At 67.8% G+C, this 14,274-nt stretch carries 12 protein-coding genes; 2 read left to right on the plus strand and 10 right to left on the minus strand.

Features of this window, described 5'->3' with window-relative positions; all coding sequences use genetic code 11:
• Position 1: 1 nt before the first annotated feature.
• Complete coding sequence (locus ACGGKE_RS15420) at positions 2-1,276, plus strand: dicarboxylate/amino acid:cation symporter (RefSeq protein WP_394443110.1); 1,275 nt, start codon at positions 2-4, stop codon at positions 1,274-1,276.
• Here ACGGKE_RS15420 and ACGGKE_RS15425 read toward each other — a convergent pair.
• From ACGGKE_RS15425 to ACGGKE_RS15450, 6 genes are all read right to left on the minus strand, one after another.
• The gene (locus ACGGKE_RS15425; RefSeq protein WP_394442748.1) at positions 1,260-2,678 is read right to left on the minus strand and encodes an NAD(P)(+) transhydrogenase (Re/Si-specific) subunit beta; all 1,419 of its coding nucleotides are present in this window, start codon (positions 2,676-2,678) and stop codon (positions 1,260-1,262) included. The genes ACGGKE_RS15420 and ACGGKE_RS15425 overlap by 17 nt on opposite strands.
• Positions 2,678-2,962, minus strand: coding sequence for an NAD(P) transhydrogenase subunit alpha (locus ACGGKE_RS15430; protein ID WP_066518381.1), 285 nt, complete (start codon positions 2,960-2,962; stop codon positions 2,678-2,680). Before ACGGKE_RS15430 ends, ACGGKE_RS15425 begins: the two co-directional genes overlap by 1 nt.
• Before the next feature lies 1 nt (position 2,963).
• Complete coding sequence (locus tag ACGGKE_RS15435; RefSeq protein WP_394442751.1) at positions 2,964-3,326, minus strand: endonuclease domain-containing protein; 363 nt, start codon at positions 3,324-3,326, stop codon at positions 2,964-2,966.
• Between the two features lie 136 nt (positions 3,327-3,462).
• Positions 3,463-4,584 (minus strand): NAD(P) transhydrogenase subunit alpha, encoded by a 1,122-nt coding sequence (locus ACGGKE_RS15440; RefSeq protein ID WP_394442754.1) that lies wholly within the window; start codon positions 4,582-4,584, stop codon positions 3,463-3,465.
• Positions 4,585-4,813: 229 nt separating this feature from the next.
• Positions 4,814-5,575 (minus strand): SDR family NAD(P)-dependent oxidoreductase, encoded by a 762-nt coding sequence (locus ACGGKE_RS15445; protein ID WP_394442757.1) that lies wholly within the window; start codon positions 5,573-5,575, stop codon positions 4,814-4,816.
• Positions 5,576-5,592: 17 nt separating this feature from the next.
• Positions 5,593-6,777, minus strand: a complete 1,185-nt coding sequence (locus ACGGKE_RS15450) for an acetyl-CoA C-acyltransferase (RefSeq protein ID WP_394442760.1) — start codon at positions 6,775-6,777, stop codon at positions 5,593-5,595.
• 108 nt (positions 6,778-6,885) lie between these two features.
• On the opposite strand from ACGGKE_RS15450, the gene ACGGKE_RS15455 reads away from it, so the two are divergent.
• Positions 6,886-7,518: a TetR/AcrR family transcriptional regulator gene (locus tag ACGGKE_RS15455; protein ID WP_394442764.1), complete on the plus strand. Its 633-nt coding sequence runs from the start codon at positions 6,886-6,888 to the stop codon at positions 7,516-7,518.
• 3 nt (positions 7,519-7,521) lie between these two features.
• Here the strand turns inward: ACGGKE_RS15455 and ACGGKE_RS15460 are convergent, their stop codons facing one another.
• The 4 genes from ACGGKE_RS15460 to ACGGKE_RS15475 all read right to left on the minus strand — a co-directional run bounded on the left by ACGGKE_RS15460 (position 7,522) and on the right by ACGGKE_RS15475 (position 14,264).
• Positions 7,522-9,450, minus strand: coding sequence for a rhamnogalacturonan lyase (locus ACGGKE_RS15460; RefSeq protein ID WP_394443112.1), 1,929 nt, complete (start codon positions 9,448-9,450; stop codon positions 7,522-7,524).
• A gap of 107 nt (positions 9,451-9,557) precedes the next feature.
• A complete protein-coding gene (locus ACGGKE_RS15465) occupies positions 9,558-10,871 on the minus strand; it encodes an oligogalacturonate lyase family protein (RefSeq protein WP_394442767.1) in 1,314 nt (437 codons plus the stop codon).
• Positions 10,872-10,885: 14 nt separating this feature from the next.
• Positions 10,886-13,576 carry a Tat pathway signal sequence domain protein gene (locus ACGGKE_RS15470; RefSeq protein WP_394442770.1) on the minus strand — a complete coding sequence of 897 codons (2,691 nt, stop codon included), beginning with the start codon at positions 13,574-13,576 and terminating at the stop codon, positions 10,886-10,888.
• Positions 13,577-13,595: 19 nt separating this feature from the next.
• Entirely contained in the window at positions 13,596-14,264 is a 669-nt protein-coding gene (locus ACGGKE_RS15475) for a DUF6250 domain-containing protein (protein WP_394443114.1), read from the minus strand.
• Positions 14,265-14,274 lie beyond the last annotated feature (10 nt).

Raw genomic sequence — 14,274 nt, forward strand, 5'->3', positions numbered from 1 at the left:
GATGGGGCCGGCGCGCCGCTGGTTCGCCATTCCGCTGTGGCGGCGCGTGGTCGGCGGGCTGGTCATCGGCGTGCTGCTGGGGCTGTTCTGGCCGGCCGCCGCGCCGGGAATCGCGTTCATCGGCGAGCTGTTCGTGCGGCTGATCCGCATGCTGGTGGTGCCGATCGTGTTCGTGTCGATCGCATCGGGCGTGACGGCCCTTGCGGACCCGCGCCGGCTGGGGTCGGTGGGCGGGCGCACCGTCCTGCTGTTCGCCGCGACCACCGCCTGCGCGGTGTCGATCGGCATGGCGCTGGGGTTGCTGGTGGAGCCGGGGACCGGCGCCGCGCTGGGCGGGGCGACGCCCCATGCGCTGGGCGAGGCCAAGTCGCTGCACGACCAGCTGGTCGGCATCGTGCCGGTCAACATCGTGACGGCCCTGGTCGAAGGCGACATGCTGGCGATCATCTTCTTCGCGATGCTGTTCGGCTTCGGCGTCATCCTGGCGGGCGAGGAAGGCCGGCCGATGGCGGCGGTGCTGCAATCGGCCGGGCGCGTGCTGTTCCACCTGGTGCGGATCGTGATGGAAGTGACGCCCTTCGGCGTGCTGGCGCTGATCGCGCAGGCGGTGGCGGACAATGGCGTCGCGGTCTTCACGAACATCGGCTGGCTGGCGCTGTGCGTCGTGCTGGGCGTGGCGGCGCAGATCATGCTGGTGCACCTGCCGCTGATCCGGCTGGTCGCGCGGCGATCGGTGCGGCGCTTCTTCCGCGCGGCGGTGGACCCGCTGGTTGTCGCCTTTTCCACCGCATCCTCGGCCGCGACGCTGCCGGTCGCGCTGCGGGTGGCGCAGGAGCAACTGGCGATCGAGCCCGCCATCGCGTCCACCGTGCTGCCGATCGGGGCGAGCATCGGCAAGGATGGAACGGCCATGTATGTGGGGCTGCTCAGCGTCTTCAGCCTGCAGGCGCTGGGCGTGGCGCCCGACCGGGCGATGCTGGCGATCATGCTCCTGACGGGATCGCTCGCCGCCTTCGGGACCGCGCCGATCCCGTCGGCTTCGCTCTTCATGCTGGCGGCGGTGCTTTCGACGGTCGGCGTCGCGCCGGAACAGACGGCGCTGGTGGTCGGCTTCGTGCTGCCGTTCGACCGGCTGCTCGACATGACACGAACGGTCGCGAGCGCCAGCGCGAACCTGACCGTCACCGTCGTGGTGGCGGGGCAGGACAAGACGCCGCCGGCCGGGACGGACGATGCCATCCTGGCCGACGACGGGTCGATCAGTCGAGCGCCTTGACGATTTCCTCCACCATCTTCTTGGCGTCGGCCAGCAGCATCATCGTATTGTCCATGTAGAAGACGTCATTGTCGACGCCGGCATAGCCAGCGCCGCCCATGGAGCGCTTCACGAACAGCACCGATTTGGCGTTGGCGACATCGAGGATCGGCATGCCGTAGATGGGCGAGCTCTTGTCGGTCTTGGCCGCCGGGTTGGTGACGTCATTTGCACCGATGACGAAGGCGACATCGGCCTGGCCGAATTCGCTGTTGATGTCCTCCAGTTCGAACACCTCGTCATAGGGGACATTCGCTTCGGCCAGCAGCACGTTCATATGGCCGGGCATGCGGCCCGCCACGGGGTGGATCGCATATTTGACGCTGACCCCTTCCTTCTTGAGCATGTCGCCCATTTCGCGCAGGGCGTGCTGCGCCTGGCTGACGGCCATGCCATAGCCCGGCACGATGATGACGCTGTCCGCCTGGCTCATCAGGAAGGCCGCGTCCTCCGCGCTGCCGCGCTTGTAGGGGCGGTCGACCGCCGCCGCGCCGCTGGCCCCGCCGCCGCTTTCCGCGCCGAAGCCGCCGGCGATGACGCTGAGGAAGCTGCGGTTCATGGCGCGGCACATGATGTAGCTGAGGATCGCGCCCGACGAGCCGACCAGCGCGCCAGTGATGATCATCGCGCTGTTGCCCAGCGTGAAGCCCATGGCAGCGGCAGCCCAGCCCGAATAGCTGTTGAGCATCGACACGACCACGGGCATGTCCGCGCCGCCGATCGGGATGATCAGCAGGAAGCCGATGACGAAGCTCAGGGCCGTCACCGTCCAGAAGATCCAGGGCGACTGATCGGTCGTGAAATAGGCGACGAGACCCAGGATCGCGGCCAATGTGCCAAGGTTGATGAGGTGGCGGGCGGGCAGCAGGATCGGCTTGCCCGACATGTTGCCGTTCAGTTTCAGGAAGGCGATGACGGAGCCGGAAAAGGTGATCGCGCCGATCGCGACGCCCAGGCCCATTTCGACGCGGCTTGCCGGATGGATCTGGCCGGTGAGCACGTCGAGAATGCCGAAGGCGCCGGGATTGAGGAAGGCGGCCGCGCCCACCAGCACCGCGGCGAGGCCGACAAGGCTGTGGAAGGCGGCGACCAGCTGCGGCATTGCGGTCATGGCGATGCGCCGGGCGATGACGAAGCCGATGCCGCCGCCGATCAGGATCGCGCCGATGATTTCCGGCAGGCTGGCGATGTCATGGGTGTAGAGCGTGGTGACGACTGCGATCGCCATGCCGATCATGCCCATGCGGTTGCCGCGCCGGCTGGTCGCCGGGCTCGACAGGCCGCGCAGGGCCAGGATGAAGAGGATGCCCGCGATCAGATAGGCGAGCGCGACGAAGGGGGAGACGGGCGCGAGTTCGTGCATCACTTGCGTTCCTTCTTCTTGTACATGGCGAGCATGCGTTCGGTGACCGCGAAGCCGCCGAAGATGTTCACCGACGCCAGCACCACGGCGAGCAGGCCGAGATATTTGGCGGCCGCGCTGCCCGCCTCCGCCGAAGCGACCAGCGCGCCGACGATGATGACCGAGGAAATGGCGTTGGTGACCGCCATCAGCGGCGTATGCAGCGCCGGCGTCACCGACCAGACGACATAATAGCCGACGAAGCACGCCAGCACGAAAATCGACAGGATGGAGATGAAGTCCATTCTAGTCCTCCCCTATGAAATCATTTGCCCGCACCTCGATCGCGGTCACAACATTGTTCAATTCGTTCAATATTTCCCCAGCCGGGATACGCAGGATCGCGACACCCCGAGCTGCGAACCAAGCGTCTCGCACGGCATCCCGCCGAGGCGCATCGCCCCTGTCATGGGATTCGCCATCCACTTCGACGACGAGGCGGGCCTCATGACAGTAGAAATCCGCGATATAGGGGCCAGCAGGATGCTGGCGGCGGAATTTCAAGCCGCTGGGCCGTTGCCTGAGCGCCTGCCACAGCAGCACTTCGGGCAAGGACATTTTCCTGCGCAGCATCTTCGCGCGGCCGCCCGCCCCTTGCAGCACAATCATCCTCCCCTGGAAGGGGAGGGGGACCAGCCGCAGGCTGGTGGAGGGGTGTCGCGCCATCGACAGGCTGACACCCCTCCGTCAGGCTTCGCCTGCCACCTCCCCTGACAGGGGAGGAACGGCGGGATCCGAAGCCGGCTCACCCCAAAAGCCGTTCGTTGACGATCTTGCCGCCCTGGGTGAGGCGGATGGCGGTGCCGATTTCGTCGTCCAGCACCGGCGCGTTCTTTTCCTTGTCCCAGAAGGCGGAGAGGAAATTATAGAGGTTGCGCGCGAACAGGGCCGAGGTGTCGGCGGCGAGGCGCGAGGGCATGTTGCGATGGCCGACAATCTTCACGCCGTGGCGTTCCACAATCTCGCCCGCGACCGCGCCTTCGACATTGCCGCCCTGCTCGACCGCCAAGTCGACGATGACGCTGCCGGGCTTCATCGTGGCGATCTGCGCGTCGGATATGAGACGCGGCGCGGGCCGGCCCGGGATCAACGCGGTGGTGATGACGATGTCCTGCTTTGCAATATGACCCGAGACGAGTTCGGCCTGCGCCGCCTTATATTCGTCCGACATTTCGGTAGCGTAGCCGCCCGCGCCCTCGCCTTCGATGCCGGCGACCTTTTCCACGAAGATCGCCTTGGCCCCGAGCGATTCGATTTGTTCCTTCGTCGCGGCGCGCACATCGGTGGCGCTGACCTGCGCGCCCAGACGCCGGGCGGTCGCAATCGCCTGAAGCCCGGCGACACCCACGCCCATGACGAAGAGCTTCGCCGCCGACACGGTGCCGGCGGCCGTCATCATCATCGGGAAGGCACGGCCATATTCGGCAGCCGCGTCCAGCACCGCCTTGTAGCCCGACAGGTTGGATTGGGACGAGAGAATGTCCATCGACTGGGCGCGGGTGATGCGGGGCATGAATTCCATCGCCAGCGCCTCGAAGCCAGCGGCGGCATAAGAGGCGATCCTCCCCCGATCGCCAAAGGGGTTGAGGCCCGCGACGATCCAGGCGCCCGGCTTCGCGCCAGCAATGCTGTGGGGCGCTGGCCCCTGGACGCCCAGGATGATGTCGGCGCTCGCCACCGTTGCCGCGCGGTCCGCGACGGTCGCGCCGGCGGCGGCATAGTCGGCATCCGCGATCGAGGCGTTGAGGCCCGCGCCCGCCTCTATCGCCACGTCGGCGCCGAGCGCCCCGAATTTTTTGACGGTTTCCGGCGTCGCAGCGACGCGGCGTTCGCCGTCCGCCTGTTCCCGCACGATCGCGATCTTCACTGGCCCCTCTCCCTCTTCCTGCCCAACAGGCACGCCGGGCGATCCAGCAGGGCAACCGGGGCCCATGATCCCATCATGCGCCCATCGCCCCGCTCCTCCGCCGCCGCCTCTATTTCTGTCCTTTTGAGACGGCAAGACGCATCATGCGTATCCTTTCTATCCACCGCCAAGCAATATCTTTATGCAGGGAGGTGGATCGACACGCCTGTCCGGCGAGGGAGACAGGGGATCAGCGCGGCGCCATGCGGATCGCGCCATCGAGGCGGATGACTTCGCCGTTCAACATCGGATTGCGGATGATCGATTCCACCAGCTGCGCATATTCGGCCGGATCGCCGAGACGACTGGGGTGCGGCACCTGCGCGCCGAGCGCGTCCTGCACATGCTGCGGGAAGCCCTCCACCATCGGCGTGCGGAAGATGCCCGGCGCGATGGTCATGACGCGGATATGGTGCTGGGCCAGATCGCGCGCGACCGGCAGGGTCATGCCGACGACGCCGCCCTTCGACGCGGCATAGGCGGCCTGGCCGACCTGGCCATCATAGGCGGCGACCGACGCGGTGTTGACGATGACGCCGCGTTCGCCCGACACATCGTCCGCAGCCACGGCGCGGGCGGCGAATTGCGAGATGAGGTTGAAGCTGCCGATCAGATTGACCTCCACCGTGCGGCGGAACAGGTCGAGCGCGTGCGGCACATTGTCCTTGCCCACGGTCTTGGCCGCAGGCGCGACGCCGGCGCAGTTGACGAGGATGCGAGCGATGCCATGCGCCCGCTCGGCCGCATCGAGCGCAGCGGCGACGGCCGCATCGTCCGCCACGTTGAGCGCGAAGGCCAAGCCGCCCAAATCCTGCGCGGCGGCGCTGGCGGCCGCTTCGTTGAGGTCGAGGATGGCGACGCGCGCACCATGGGCGGCGAGCATCGTCGCCGTCGCCTTGCCCAGGCCCGATGCGCCGCCGGTGACGATGGCGGCGATATTGTGCATGTCCATGGATCAGCCCTTCCTGTTCAGACCAGTTCGACGGCCATGGCGGTGGCTTCGCCGCCACCGATGCACAGGCTGGCGATCCCCTTCCTGAGCCCGCGATGCTCCAGCGCGGCGATCAGCGTCGCGAGGATGCGCGCGCCCGACGCTCCGATGGGATGGCCGAGCGCGGTCGCGCCGCCATTGACGTTGAGCTTGTCGGCCGGGATAGCGAGATCGCGCGCGGCGATCATGGCGACGACGGCGAAGGCTTCATTGACTTCGAACAGGTCGACATCCTCGACCGACCAGCCGGCCTTGTCCAGCGCCTTGCGGATCGCGGGCACCGGCGCGCTGGTGAACTTCGCGGGCTCCTGCGCATGGGCGGCGGTGGCGACGACCTGGGCGACGATCGGCAGGCCCAGCCGCTCGGCCACGCTGCGGCGCGTCATGACCAGCGCGGCGGCGCCGTCGGAGATGGAGGAGGCGTTGGCCGCGGTGATGGTGCCGTCCTTCGCGAAGGCGGGGCGCAGCGACGGGATCTTGTCGGGCCGGGCCTTGCCGGGCTGTTCGTCGGTGTCGATCAGCGTGTCGCCGCCGCGGCCCGGCACGGTGACCGGCGTGATCTCGCGCTGGAAGGCGCCCGACGCGATCGCGTCATTGGCGCGGGAGAGCGAGCGGATGGCATAATCATCCTGATCGGCGCGGCTGAACTGATAGTCGCGCACCGCCTCCTCGGCGAAGACGCCCATCGCCTTGCCGGGTTCATAGGCGTCCTCCAGCCCGTCCATCATCATCGTGTCGATGATGCGATCATGGCCGATGCGCGCGCCGGCGCGATGCTTGGGGAGCGCATAGGGGGCATTGGTCATGCTTTCCATGCCACCCGCGACGATAATGTCCGCCGCGCCGGCGGCCAGCGCCTCATGCGCCATGATGGCGGCCTGCATGCCCGATCCGCACATCTTGTTGACGGTGGTCGCTTGCGTATTGAGGCCAAGGCCCGCGCCGAGCGCGGCCTGGCGCGCGGGCGCCTGGCCCAGGCCCGCCGGCAGGACGCAGCCCATATAGATGCGCTCCACCGCATCGGCGGCGACCCCGGCGCGCTCGACTGCCGCCTTGACCGCAGCGGCGCCCAGATTCGTCGCCTTGAGCGGCGCGAGCGCGCCCTGGAAGCCGCCCATGGGGGTGCGGGCATAGCTGGCGATGACGACTGGATCCTGGTGCATGATGGTTCCTCTTCCCGGGCGGCGCATTGCGGTTGCGCCGACAAATCTACTGGTGAGTATATTGCTTATCGCCGCGTTTTTTGTCAAGCTGATGACAGGAGACGCCGCATGCAGACGCTAGAGACCAAGGACGCGCCCTCCCCGTTCCGGACGCGCGCGGAAAAGATGCAGGATCGCGCGGACAAACGCGAGGCGGTGCTGCGCGCGGCGGTGCGGATGTTCAATGCGCATGGGTTTCATGCGACGTCGCTGGACGATGTGGCGGCGTCGCTGGGGATCAGCAAGCCGACCATCTACCATTATCTGGGCAACAAGGAGCAGGTGCTGATCGAATGCGTGACGCGCGGGCTGGAGCCGCTGCGCAGCGCGGCGGAGCAGGCGCGCGCGCAGGCGGGCAGCGGACTGGAGCGGCTGCGGCGCTTCCTGATCGACTATGCGCGCACGAACATGGATGATTTCGGCCGCTGCATGGTGCGCACCGGCGACGAGCTGCTGTCGCCCGCCAGCGCCGCCAGCATCCGCGCGCGCAAGCGGGAGATCGACGCGACGCTGCGCGCACTGATCGCGGAAGGGGTCGCCGACGGATCGATCGCGCCGGTCGACGTGAAGATGAGCGCCTTCGCCCTTGCCGGCGCGCTCAACTGGCCGGCGCGCTGGCATGACCCCGCCGGGCCCGACAGCCCGGAGACGATCGCCACCGGGCTGGTCGACATGCTGATCGGCGGGCTTGCGCCTCGCTGACGATCAGTCGTGCGGTTCGACCGGGAGCGCGACGGACAGATGCGGCGGCTGATTATAGGCGCTGTTCTGCCAGGCGACGCCCAGGCGATAGACCGGGTCGTGCATGAGCGTGGCGTGGCGAATGGTGGTGGGCCAGGGGGTGGCGTAGATGCGCAGTTCGCGGCTGTCGGCGCTGCGCAGAACCAGTTCCTCGCGCCAGTCACCCACTATGTCGGCTGAAAGGGCCGGGTTGCGCTTGGTCCCGTTGTTGGATGCGACGCCCTGCGGCAGGAGCAGCGGGTCTTCCTTGCTCGCCTGCCAGTTCCATTTGGTGATGCGGTCGCCATCGAGCAGTTCGCGCAGCGCGTCGCCGTCCCACCAGATGCCGAAATTGGCGGCGCGCGGGTGGCCGCCGGGGATGACGTTACCCTTCGCATCCCAAAGGTCCGCGGAGTTGGATGCCCAGGCCTCCGCACCTGGATGGCGCGGATCGATGTCGATGGCGATGCCGCGCCCGGTGTCGCGATCGGCCGGCTTGGTCCAGAGCCGCTCGCCCGTGCGCGCGTCGAGCATGGCGGCGCCGATGTTGCCGTTGGCGCGCATATCCTCATGCACGCCGAAACGCTCCAGCCCCGGACGGGACGGGTCGAGATCAGCGACGTGCAGCGCGTCGCCATGGAACAGCCGGGCGGTCCAGAGCCCCTTGCCGTCTTCATCCACCGCCATTGCGCCATAGATGATCTCGTCCCGGCCATCGCCGTCCACATCGGCGACAGACATCTGGTGGTTCCCCTGGCCGCCATAGCCCTGATGGCCCGGGGCGCTACTGTCAAACAGCCAGCGACGCGTCAGCTTGCCATCCCGCCAGTCCCAGGCGGCGAGCACGGAGCGGCCATAATAGCCGCGCGCGAAGACCAGGCTGGGGCGGCGCCCGTCGAGATAGGCGACGCTGGCGAGATAGCGTTCGGAACGATTGCCATAGGCATCGCCCCAGCTTTGGACCATCGCCTCGGGCGTCGGATCATCGCCGCCCGGGCCGCGCGTCGGCGCATAGGGCTGGCTGGCGAGCGCGCGGCCGGTGCGCCCGTCGAAGATGGTGAGATATTCGGGGCCGCGCAGGATTCGGCCTTGCAGGCGAGCAACCCTGCGTCCGTCAGGCAGCAAGGTGGCGCCGGTGCGGTCGGCCTGGGGCCGTTCGCCCACAGTCTCGCGCCAGTCGGCAGCGGCATCGCCAAGCGCCTTGCCGGCGCCGTCGATCGTGCCGTCCGCGGTCTTCATCGCGATCTCCGCGCGACCGTCGCCATCCAGATCATAGACCATGAACTGAGTATAATGCGCGCCCGAGCGGATATTGCGCCCCAGGTCGATGCGCCACAGGCGCTTTCCGTCCAAATTATAGGCATCGAGCAGCGTTTCGCCGCTATAGCCGCCAAAGGCATTGTCCTTCGCGATCGAGGGATACCATTTGACGATCAGTTCATAGCGGCCATCGCCATCCAGGTCGCCGACGCTGGCATCATTGGCGCTGTAGCTGTAACGCTCGCCATCGGGCGTGGTTCTATCGGCCGGCGGGTCGAGCGGGATGGAAAGATAGCCGCCGGTCCAGGGCGCAGCGTCGGCAAGCGGCCTGCCGCGCGCGTCGCGAAGGCTGTAGCGGCTCTCCGCCCTGCCCTGCGGATCGGCGAGGCTGGTGGCGTCGGACGCCGCGATCGTGCGGAGGGGCTTGCCGTCGCGCAACAGGGTGAAACGGGTATTGGCGGGATCGGTCGCGAGCAGCCGCCAGCTGACATGCATGCCCTGCCCCGTCGAAAGCGGCACCACCACCAGCGCGCGGTCGAGCCGCTCCATCTGACGCCCGCCCGTCGGCGCCGATGTCGCCGCAGTGGCGGTTATCGTCGCCATGAGCGCCACCGCGCCGCCCCGGATCGCCAGCCCTGTGCCCATTCGCCTCATCATCCCGCTCCCTGATTTTGGAGCAGGCTATAAGAGGGTCGCGGCTATGACAAGCGTGTGCCACATTTATATAACTCGCACCATCATGTGGGACATGGGACACGCACCTATTTCGTCACCTTGACGGCGTAGACCTGGTTGCTGCCGTCCATGTTGGAGCGGAAGACCATCCACTGGCCGTCGGGGGTGAAGGTGATGTTGGGTTCCAGCCGATAGTCGTGGCGGCGCATGTCTACGATCTTTTCCGCTTCGAAGGTGCCGGGCGCGACCAGATCGGCGGCGTTGTCGGCGTGGATGCCGGCGACGTCGGGGATGTCGCGGGGCGTGAAGCGATAGAGATATTTGCCGTCGGGCGCGTGGGCGACCATTTCGCTGTCGCCGCCGTCGCCCGAGAAATGCGCAAGATCGGGCGCCTGGTTGTAATGGACCGACCACAGGTTGCGATCGACATGATACCAGCGGCGACGGCCGGTCGCGAGTTCATAGCCCGCGAGCCAGAAGACCTCGCCGCGCGGCGTCTGGAGATCATACCAGATCCATTTTCCGTCGGGCGAGAAGAATTCATGCCCGGCGATTTCCATGTTCATGAAGCGCTTGTGGACCAGCTGCTTGCCCGTGCCGTCGGTGCGGATGGTCCAGATCCGGTCGACCTTGTGCCAGGGGCCTTCATGGCAATACATGATGAGGCCGGGATCGGTGGGCGAGAACTGGACATGGTTGAGCCAGTCGGTCGAGGCGACGACGACCTTTCGCTCGCCGGTGCGAATGTCGATGGTGAAGATTTCCATCGGTATCTTCGCCTCCAGCCGCTCGTTGAGGCGCACCTCCTTGGCTTCGGCGAAGGTCAGCGGCTGGCCGTCGGGGCCGGTGGCGGCATAGTTGGCCTGGCCGAACTGCTGCTTGATCTCGGGCTCGCCGCCCTTCTTCGTGCCGTCGGGCTGCAGCGGCCGGTCGCTGGCCGCCCATTGGCCGAGCAGCAGGGTCTCGTCCGCGTTGATCGAGCCGATCGAGCCCTTTGCCACCGTGGCGATGCGGCGCGTCCTGCCGCTGTCGATGTCGGCGGCGAAGATGGTGGTGGCCCCGCCCGCATCGTCGCGGCGGCGGCTGGCATAATAGGCGCTGCGCGTCCGGCGTCCGGTGAAGAGAAGTTGCAGATCGCGGCCCTTGACCAGCGGCGTCACGCTCCAGTCGGCGAGCGTCACGACGCTGATGCCATCGGGCGTGGAGATGACCATCTTGTCGCCCTGGGGCGTGTAGCTGTTCTGGTGGAAATAGAGGCTGGCCGCGCCCGCGGGATCATTGGTGATCTGGACGATCCGATGCCCGGTGGTGGCGTCGGTCCACTCCCTGACCGGCTTGGCGAAGGCGGCGCCGGTCCAGGCGAGCGCCGCGAGCGTTATCAGCGAAATGCCGCTTTTCATCGAGAGGTCCTTCTTCAGCCTTGCGCGGGCAGCGCGTCGGGGATGAGCGCCAGATTTTCGATCGCGGCCAGCCCCCATTGGGCGGCCGCGTTGGTGGAGACGTTCGGCCATTCGACGGTGGGGCCGAGATAGCGGGAGCCATCCTGCGCGACGCGCGGGTCGCCGGTCGAGAGGCCAAGACCCGCCTCGCCGGAGAAGAACTCCTCCCAGGCGCGGCGCGCCATGGCGGCATCCTGCGTCTCATGCGCGAGATAGGCGGTGAGGCGCGAATGGCCTTCGCGCAGGTTGCGTCCCTTCCAGGGGAAGGGAAAGGCGGCCTCCCACTGCGCGCGGGGCGCATTGAACCAGCGGCAATAGTCGAGCCAGGCCGCGCGATAGGTCGGCACGTCGAGCAGGTCGAGCAGTTCGGCATTGAGTTCAAGCGCGCCGAAGACGGCGTTGAGATGCGAGACGGCGATGCTGTTGCCCGCCACCAGGAAGCGGCCGGTCGACAGGTCGAAGGGCGCGCTGCCCACCAGCCAGCCATATTTGAGGCCGCCGATGCTGGTCATGCCCGCGAGCAGCCGGTCCCGCCATGTGCGGTCGCCCGTCCGCTCCCATTCGGCGAGCCAGGACGAGGCGACCGCGCACCAGGTGGTGCCGAAGGTCATGTCGATCACGCCATCGGGCAAGGGCTTGCGCGCGGCCCCCGGCACCTTGCGGCCGATTTCGACATGAGCGAGCGTCCGGTCGGACAGGATGAGGTCGCGCATCAGATCGCCGACGCGTTCGTCGGCGGTGAGATAATAATAGATGCGGCGGTAGATGGCGTTGGAGACGCGCGGCTGCTTGCTGCTGTCGCTCCAATGCTGGACGCCATGGCGCGTGCCCAGTCCCTTGAAGCGGCCGAGATGATAGACATCCACTTCGCCGGTGTGCCGCGTCATGGCTTCGGCGAAGCGGAACAGGCCCGCGTCGCCGGTTCGCAGGACGCTGAGCCACAGCCACAGGTCGGGCGACAATTCGCTATTATCCCAGGCGAAGCCGCCAATATCGTAGCGCCACTGGTGCCGATCCGCGTCATAGGTGTGCATGACGTCGCCATGGTTCCAGAAGCCATACCAGCGGCGACGATCGACTTCGGCCTCGTAGAAGGCGGCGAGATTGCGGATCTGGTCCTCGATCCGCGCCTTCATCGGGGTGGAGCGATCGGGCAGGCTCCAAGGGCCGAAGACGTTCGCGGCGTGGATGCGGCGTGGTTCGACCATCAGCTGCGGCGGCACGGCATTGGCCTGCGCCATGGCGGCGAGCCGGTCGGCGTTGGGCGTCGCCGCGCAGGCCCAGAGTGTCAGTTCGCTGGTGCGGGCGGTGCCGGTCGCACTGTCCCAGCCGGGTTCATAATCCTCATAGGTGATGGCGAGCCCTTCATTCTGGGCGTCATAGCCCTCCATGCCGAGCACGCCGCGATAGGGGCGCATGTCCATCGGCGGCGCATCGGGCGACCAGAGCCACAGGGCAAGCCGCGCCTGATCGGACGCCGCATCGCGAATGTCGATCTGCGTCGGATGCCGCTGCCAGAAATAGCGCGCGGCGAGCGCGACGCCGCCCTGGGGCGAGCCGACATAGCCAAGGCCGAGCGCGCGCGTGCCCGCGGTCGCATCGATCCAGGCATGGCCCGGCTGGGTGCGCTTCACCAGCGCGAAGCCGTCGGCGCTGTGCTGCCGCAGCGAAAAGTCGCTCCAGGTCGGGATGCGATCCAGCAGCGGGCGGACGCTGTCGGCCATCGCCTCCATCGGCACGGCGCGGCCGGCGATCTGCGCGGCGCGCACGGCGTCGCCGGGATCGCGGCGAAGGCCCGTGAGCGGCCGCACGGCTTCGGAGAAGAGATGGCCCGACGTCGTCGCGAGGCGCACATGCCGGTCATGCGGTTCGCCGGCCATCGGCACGGCGGCGGCCAGGCCAAGGCTGCTGACGAAATCCTTTGCCGGATCGCCATCGAAGATGAAGCTGTGGACGATGCGCAGATGATCGCCGCCGGCATAGGCATAGAGGCGCAGGGTGAAGGGGAGCATGCGCCGCCCTGCGCCTTCATGCGTCCCGTCGATCTTGACGACGACGCGGACCGGCCCCTTCTGTTCGATGGTGACTGTGTCGATCCGGCCGGTGAGAGCGACGCGGCGCCCCCGTTCGGGCGCGTCGTCGACGCTGGCGACGAGGGTGAGCGGCCCCATCACCTGGCGATCGCCCGACCAGGCGCCGGCGATGGCGACCGCGCCGCTGCGCGGGATGCGCCAGCGCGTGGCGCCGCTGACGATGTCGATCGCATCGGCGGCTTCGCGCAGCAGCACCGGGCTTTCCGGCGAATGCGGGCGACCGGGGACGACGTCGAGCGCGCCGGGCTGGTCCGTGCCGGCTGGCAGCGCGTGCGCGGACCATTTGAGCGAGCCGTCGGGCCAGGTAGCAAGCGTCCAATGCTGCGAGGGCAAGGGCTTGCCATCGCCGCGCAGGCTGAGCGGCGCCCCTGCCCTTACAGCGCCGCGCGGCCAGGGCACGCCGAATGTCTGGCCGAGGCTGAGCGGCGGGGCGCCCTCATCGATCCAACGGATCGGCGTCTGCGGCGGCCGGGGCGTCGCGGCGCTGGCGGGGGACGGCAGCAGCGCGGCGGCGCTGCCGAGCAGGCTGGCGCGCAGCATGTCGCGGCGGCCGATGCTGAAATGGCTGGTCATGTCCCCTCCTTCGCCGGTCTTACAGCCGGATGATCGAGAAATTGCGTAGCTGGATGTGGCTTTGGGTCGTGCGGACGCCGAAATGGCCGTGGCGATAGGGATGGCGATCCGTCATGGCGAACAGGGTCTCGCCGTCGCGCTCCACCGCGATATGCCCGCCATCGGCGATGAGCCGCAGGTGGAACCAGCGATTGGGCGTCAACATGGCGGCGGGATCGAGCCGTTCATGGTCAGGGAGCAGCGGCCGGTCGCCCGCGCGCCCGACATAGCGGCGCATGCGCGTGGTGCTGTTCCGGTTGCCGCCAATGCCGACATAATAGGTGCGCAGGCTGTCATACTCCTCGAAGACGCCGCTGCGCTTGCCCGCCAGAGCCGATCCGTCCGGCATAGCGGGATCCTGCGCCATCCAGAAGGCGTTGACATCGCTGACGGCGTCCTGCGGCCCGCCCGCCTGCACCGCGCGCACATCATAGTCGATGGCGACAGGGCTGGAGAGCGGCTGGTGGAACCAGAGAGTGAGGCCGGCGGGCGTGTCGATGTCGAGCACGCCATCTCGCGCCGCCACCTGCGCGCGGGGCGAAGCGGCTTCCAGGCGCCACTGGCCAAGGCCATGGCGGAAATCGTCGCCAAAGAGCCTCGTGTCGGTGGCGCGCGCCGCGACTGGCGTGGCAGCCAGCGCGGCGAGCATCGTCCGGCGC

Source organism: Sphingobium naphthae, assembly GCF_043589935.1.
GTDB classification, from domain to species: domain Bacteria; phylum Pseudomonadota; class Alphaproteobacteria; order Sphingomonadales; family Sphingomonadaceae; genus Sphingobium; species Sphingobium naphthae_A.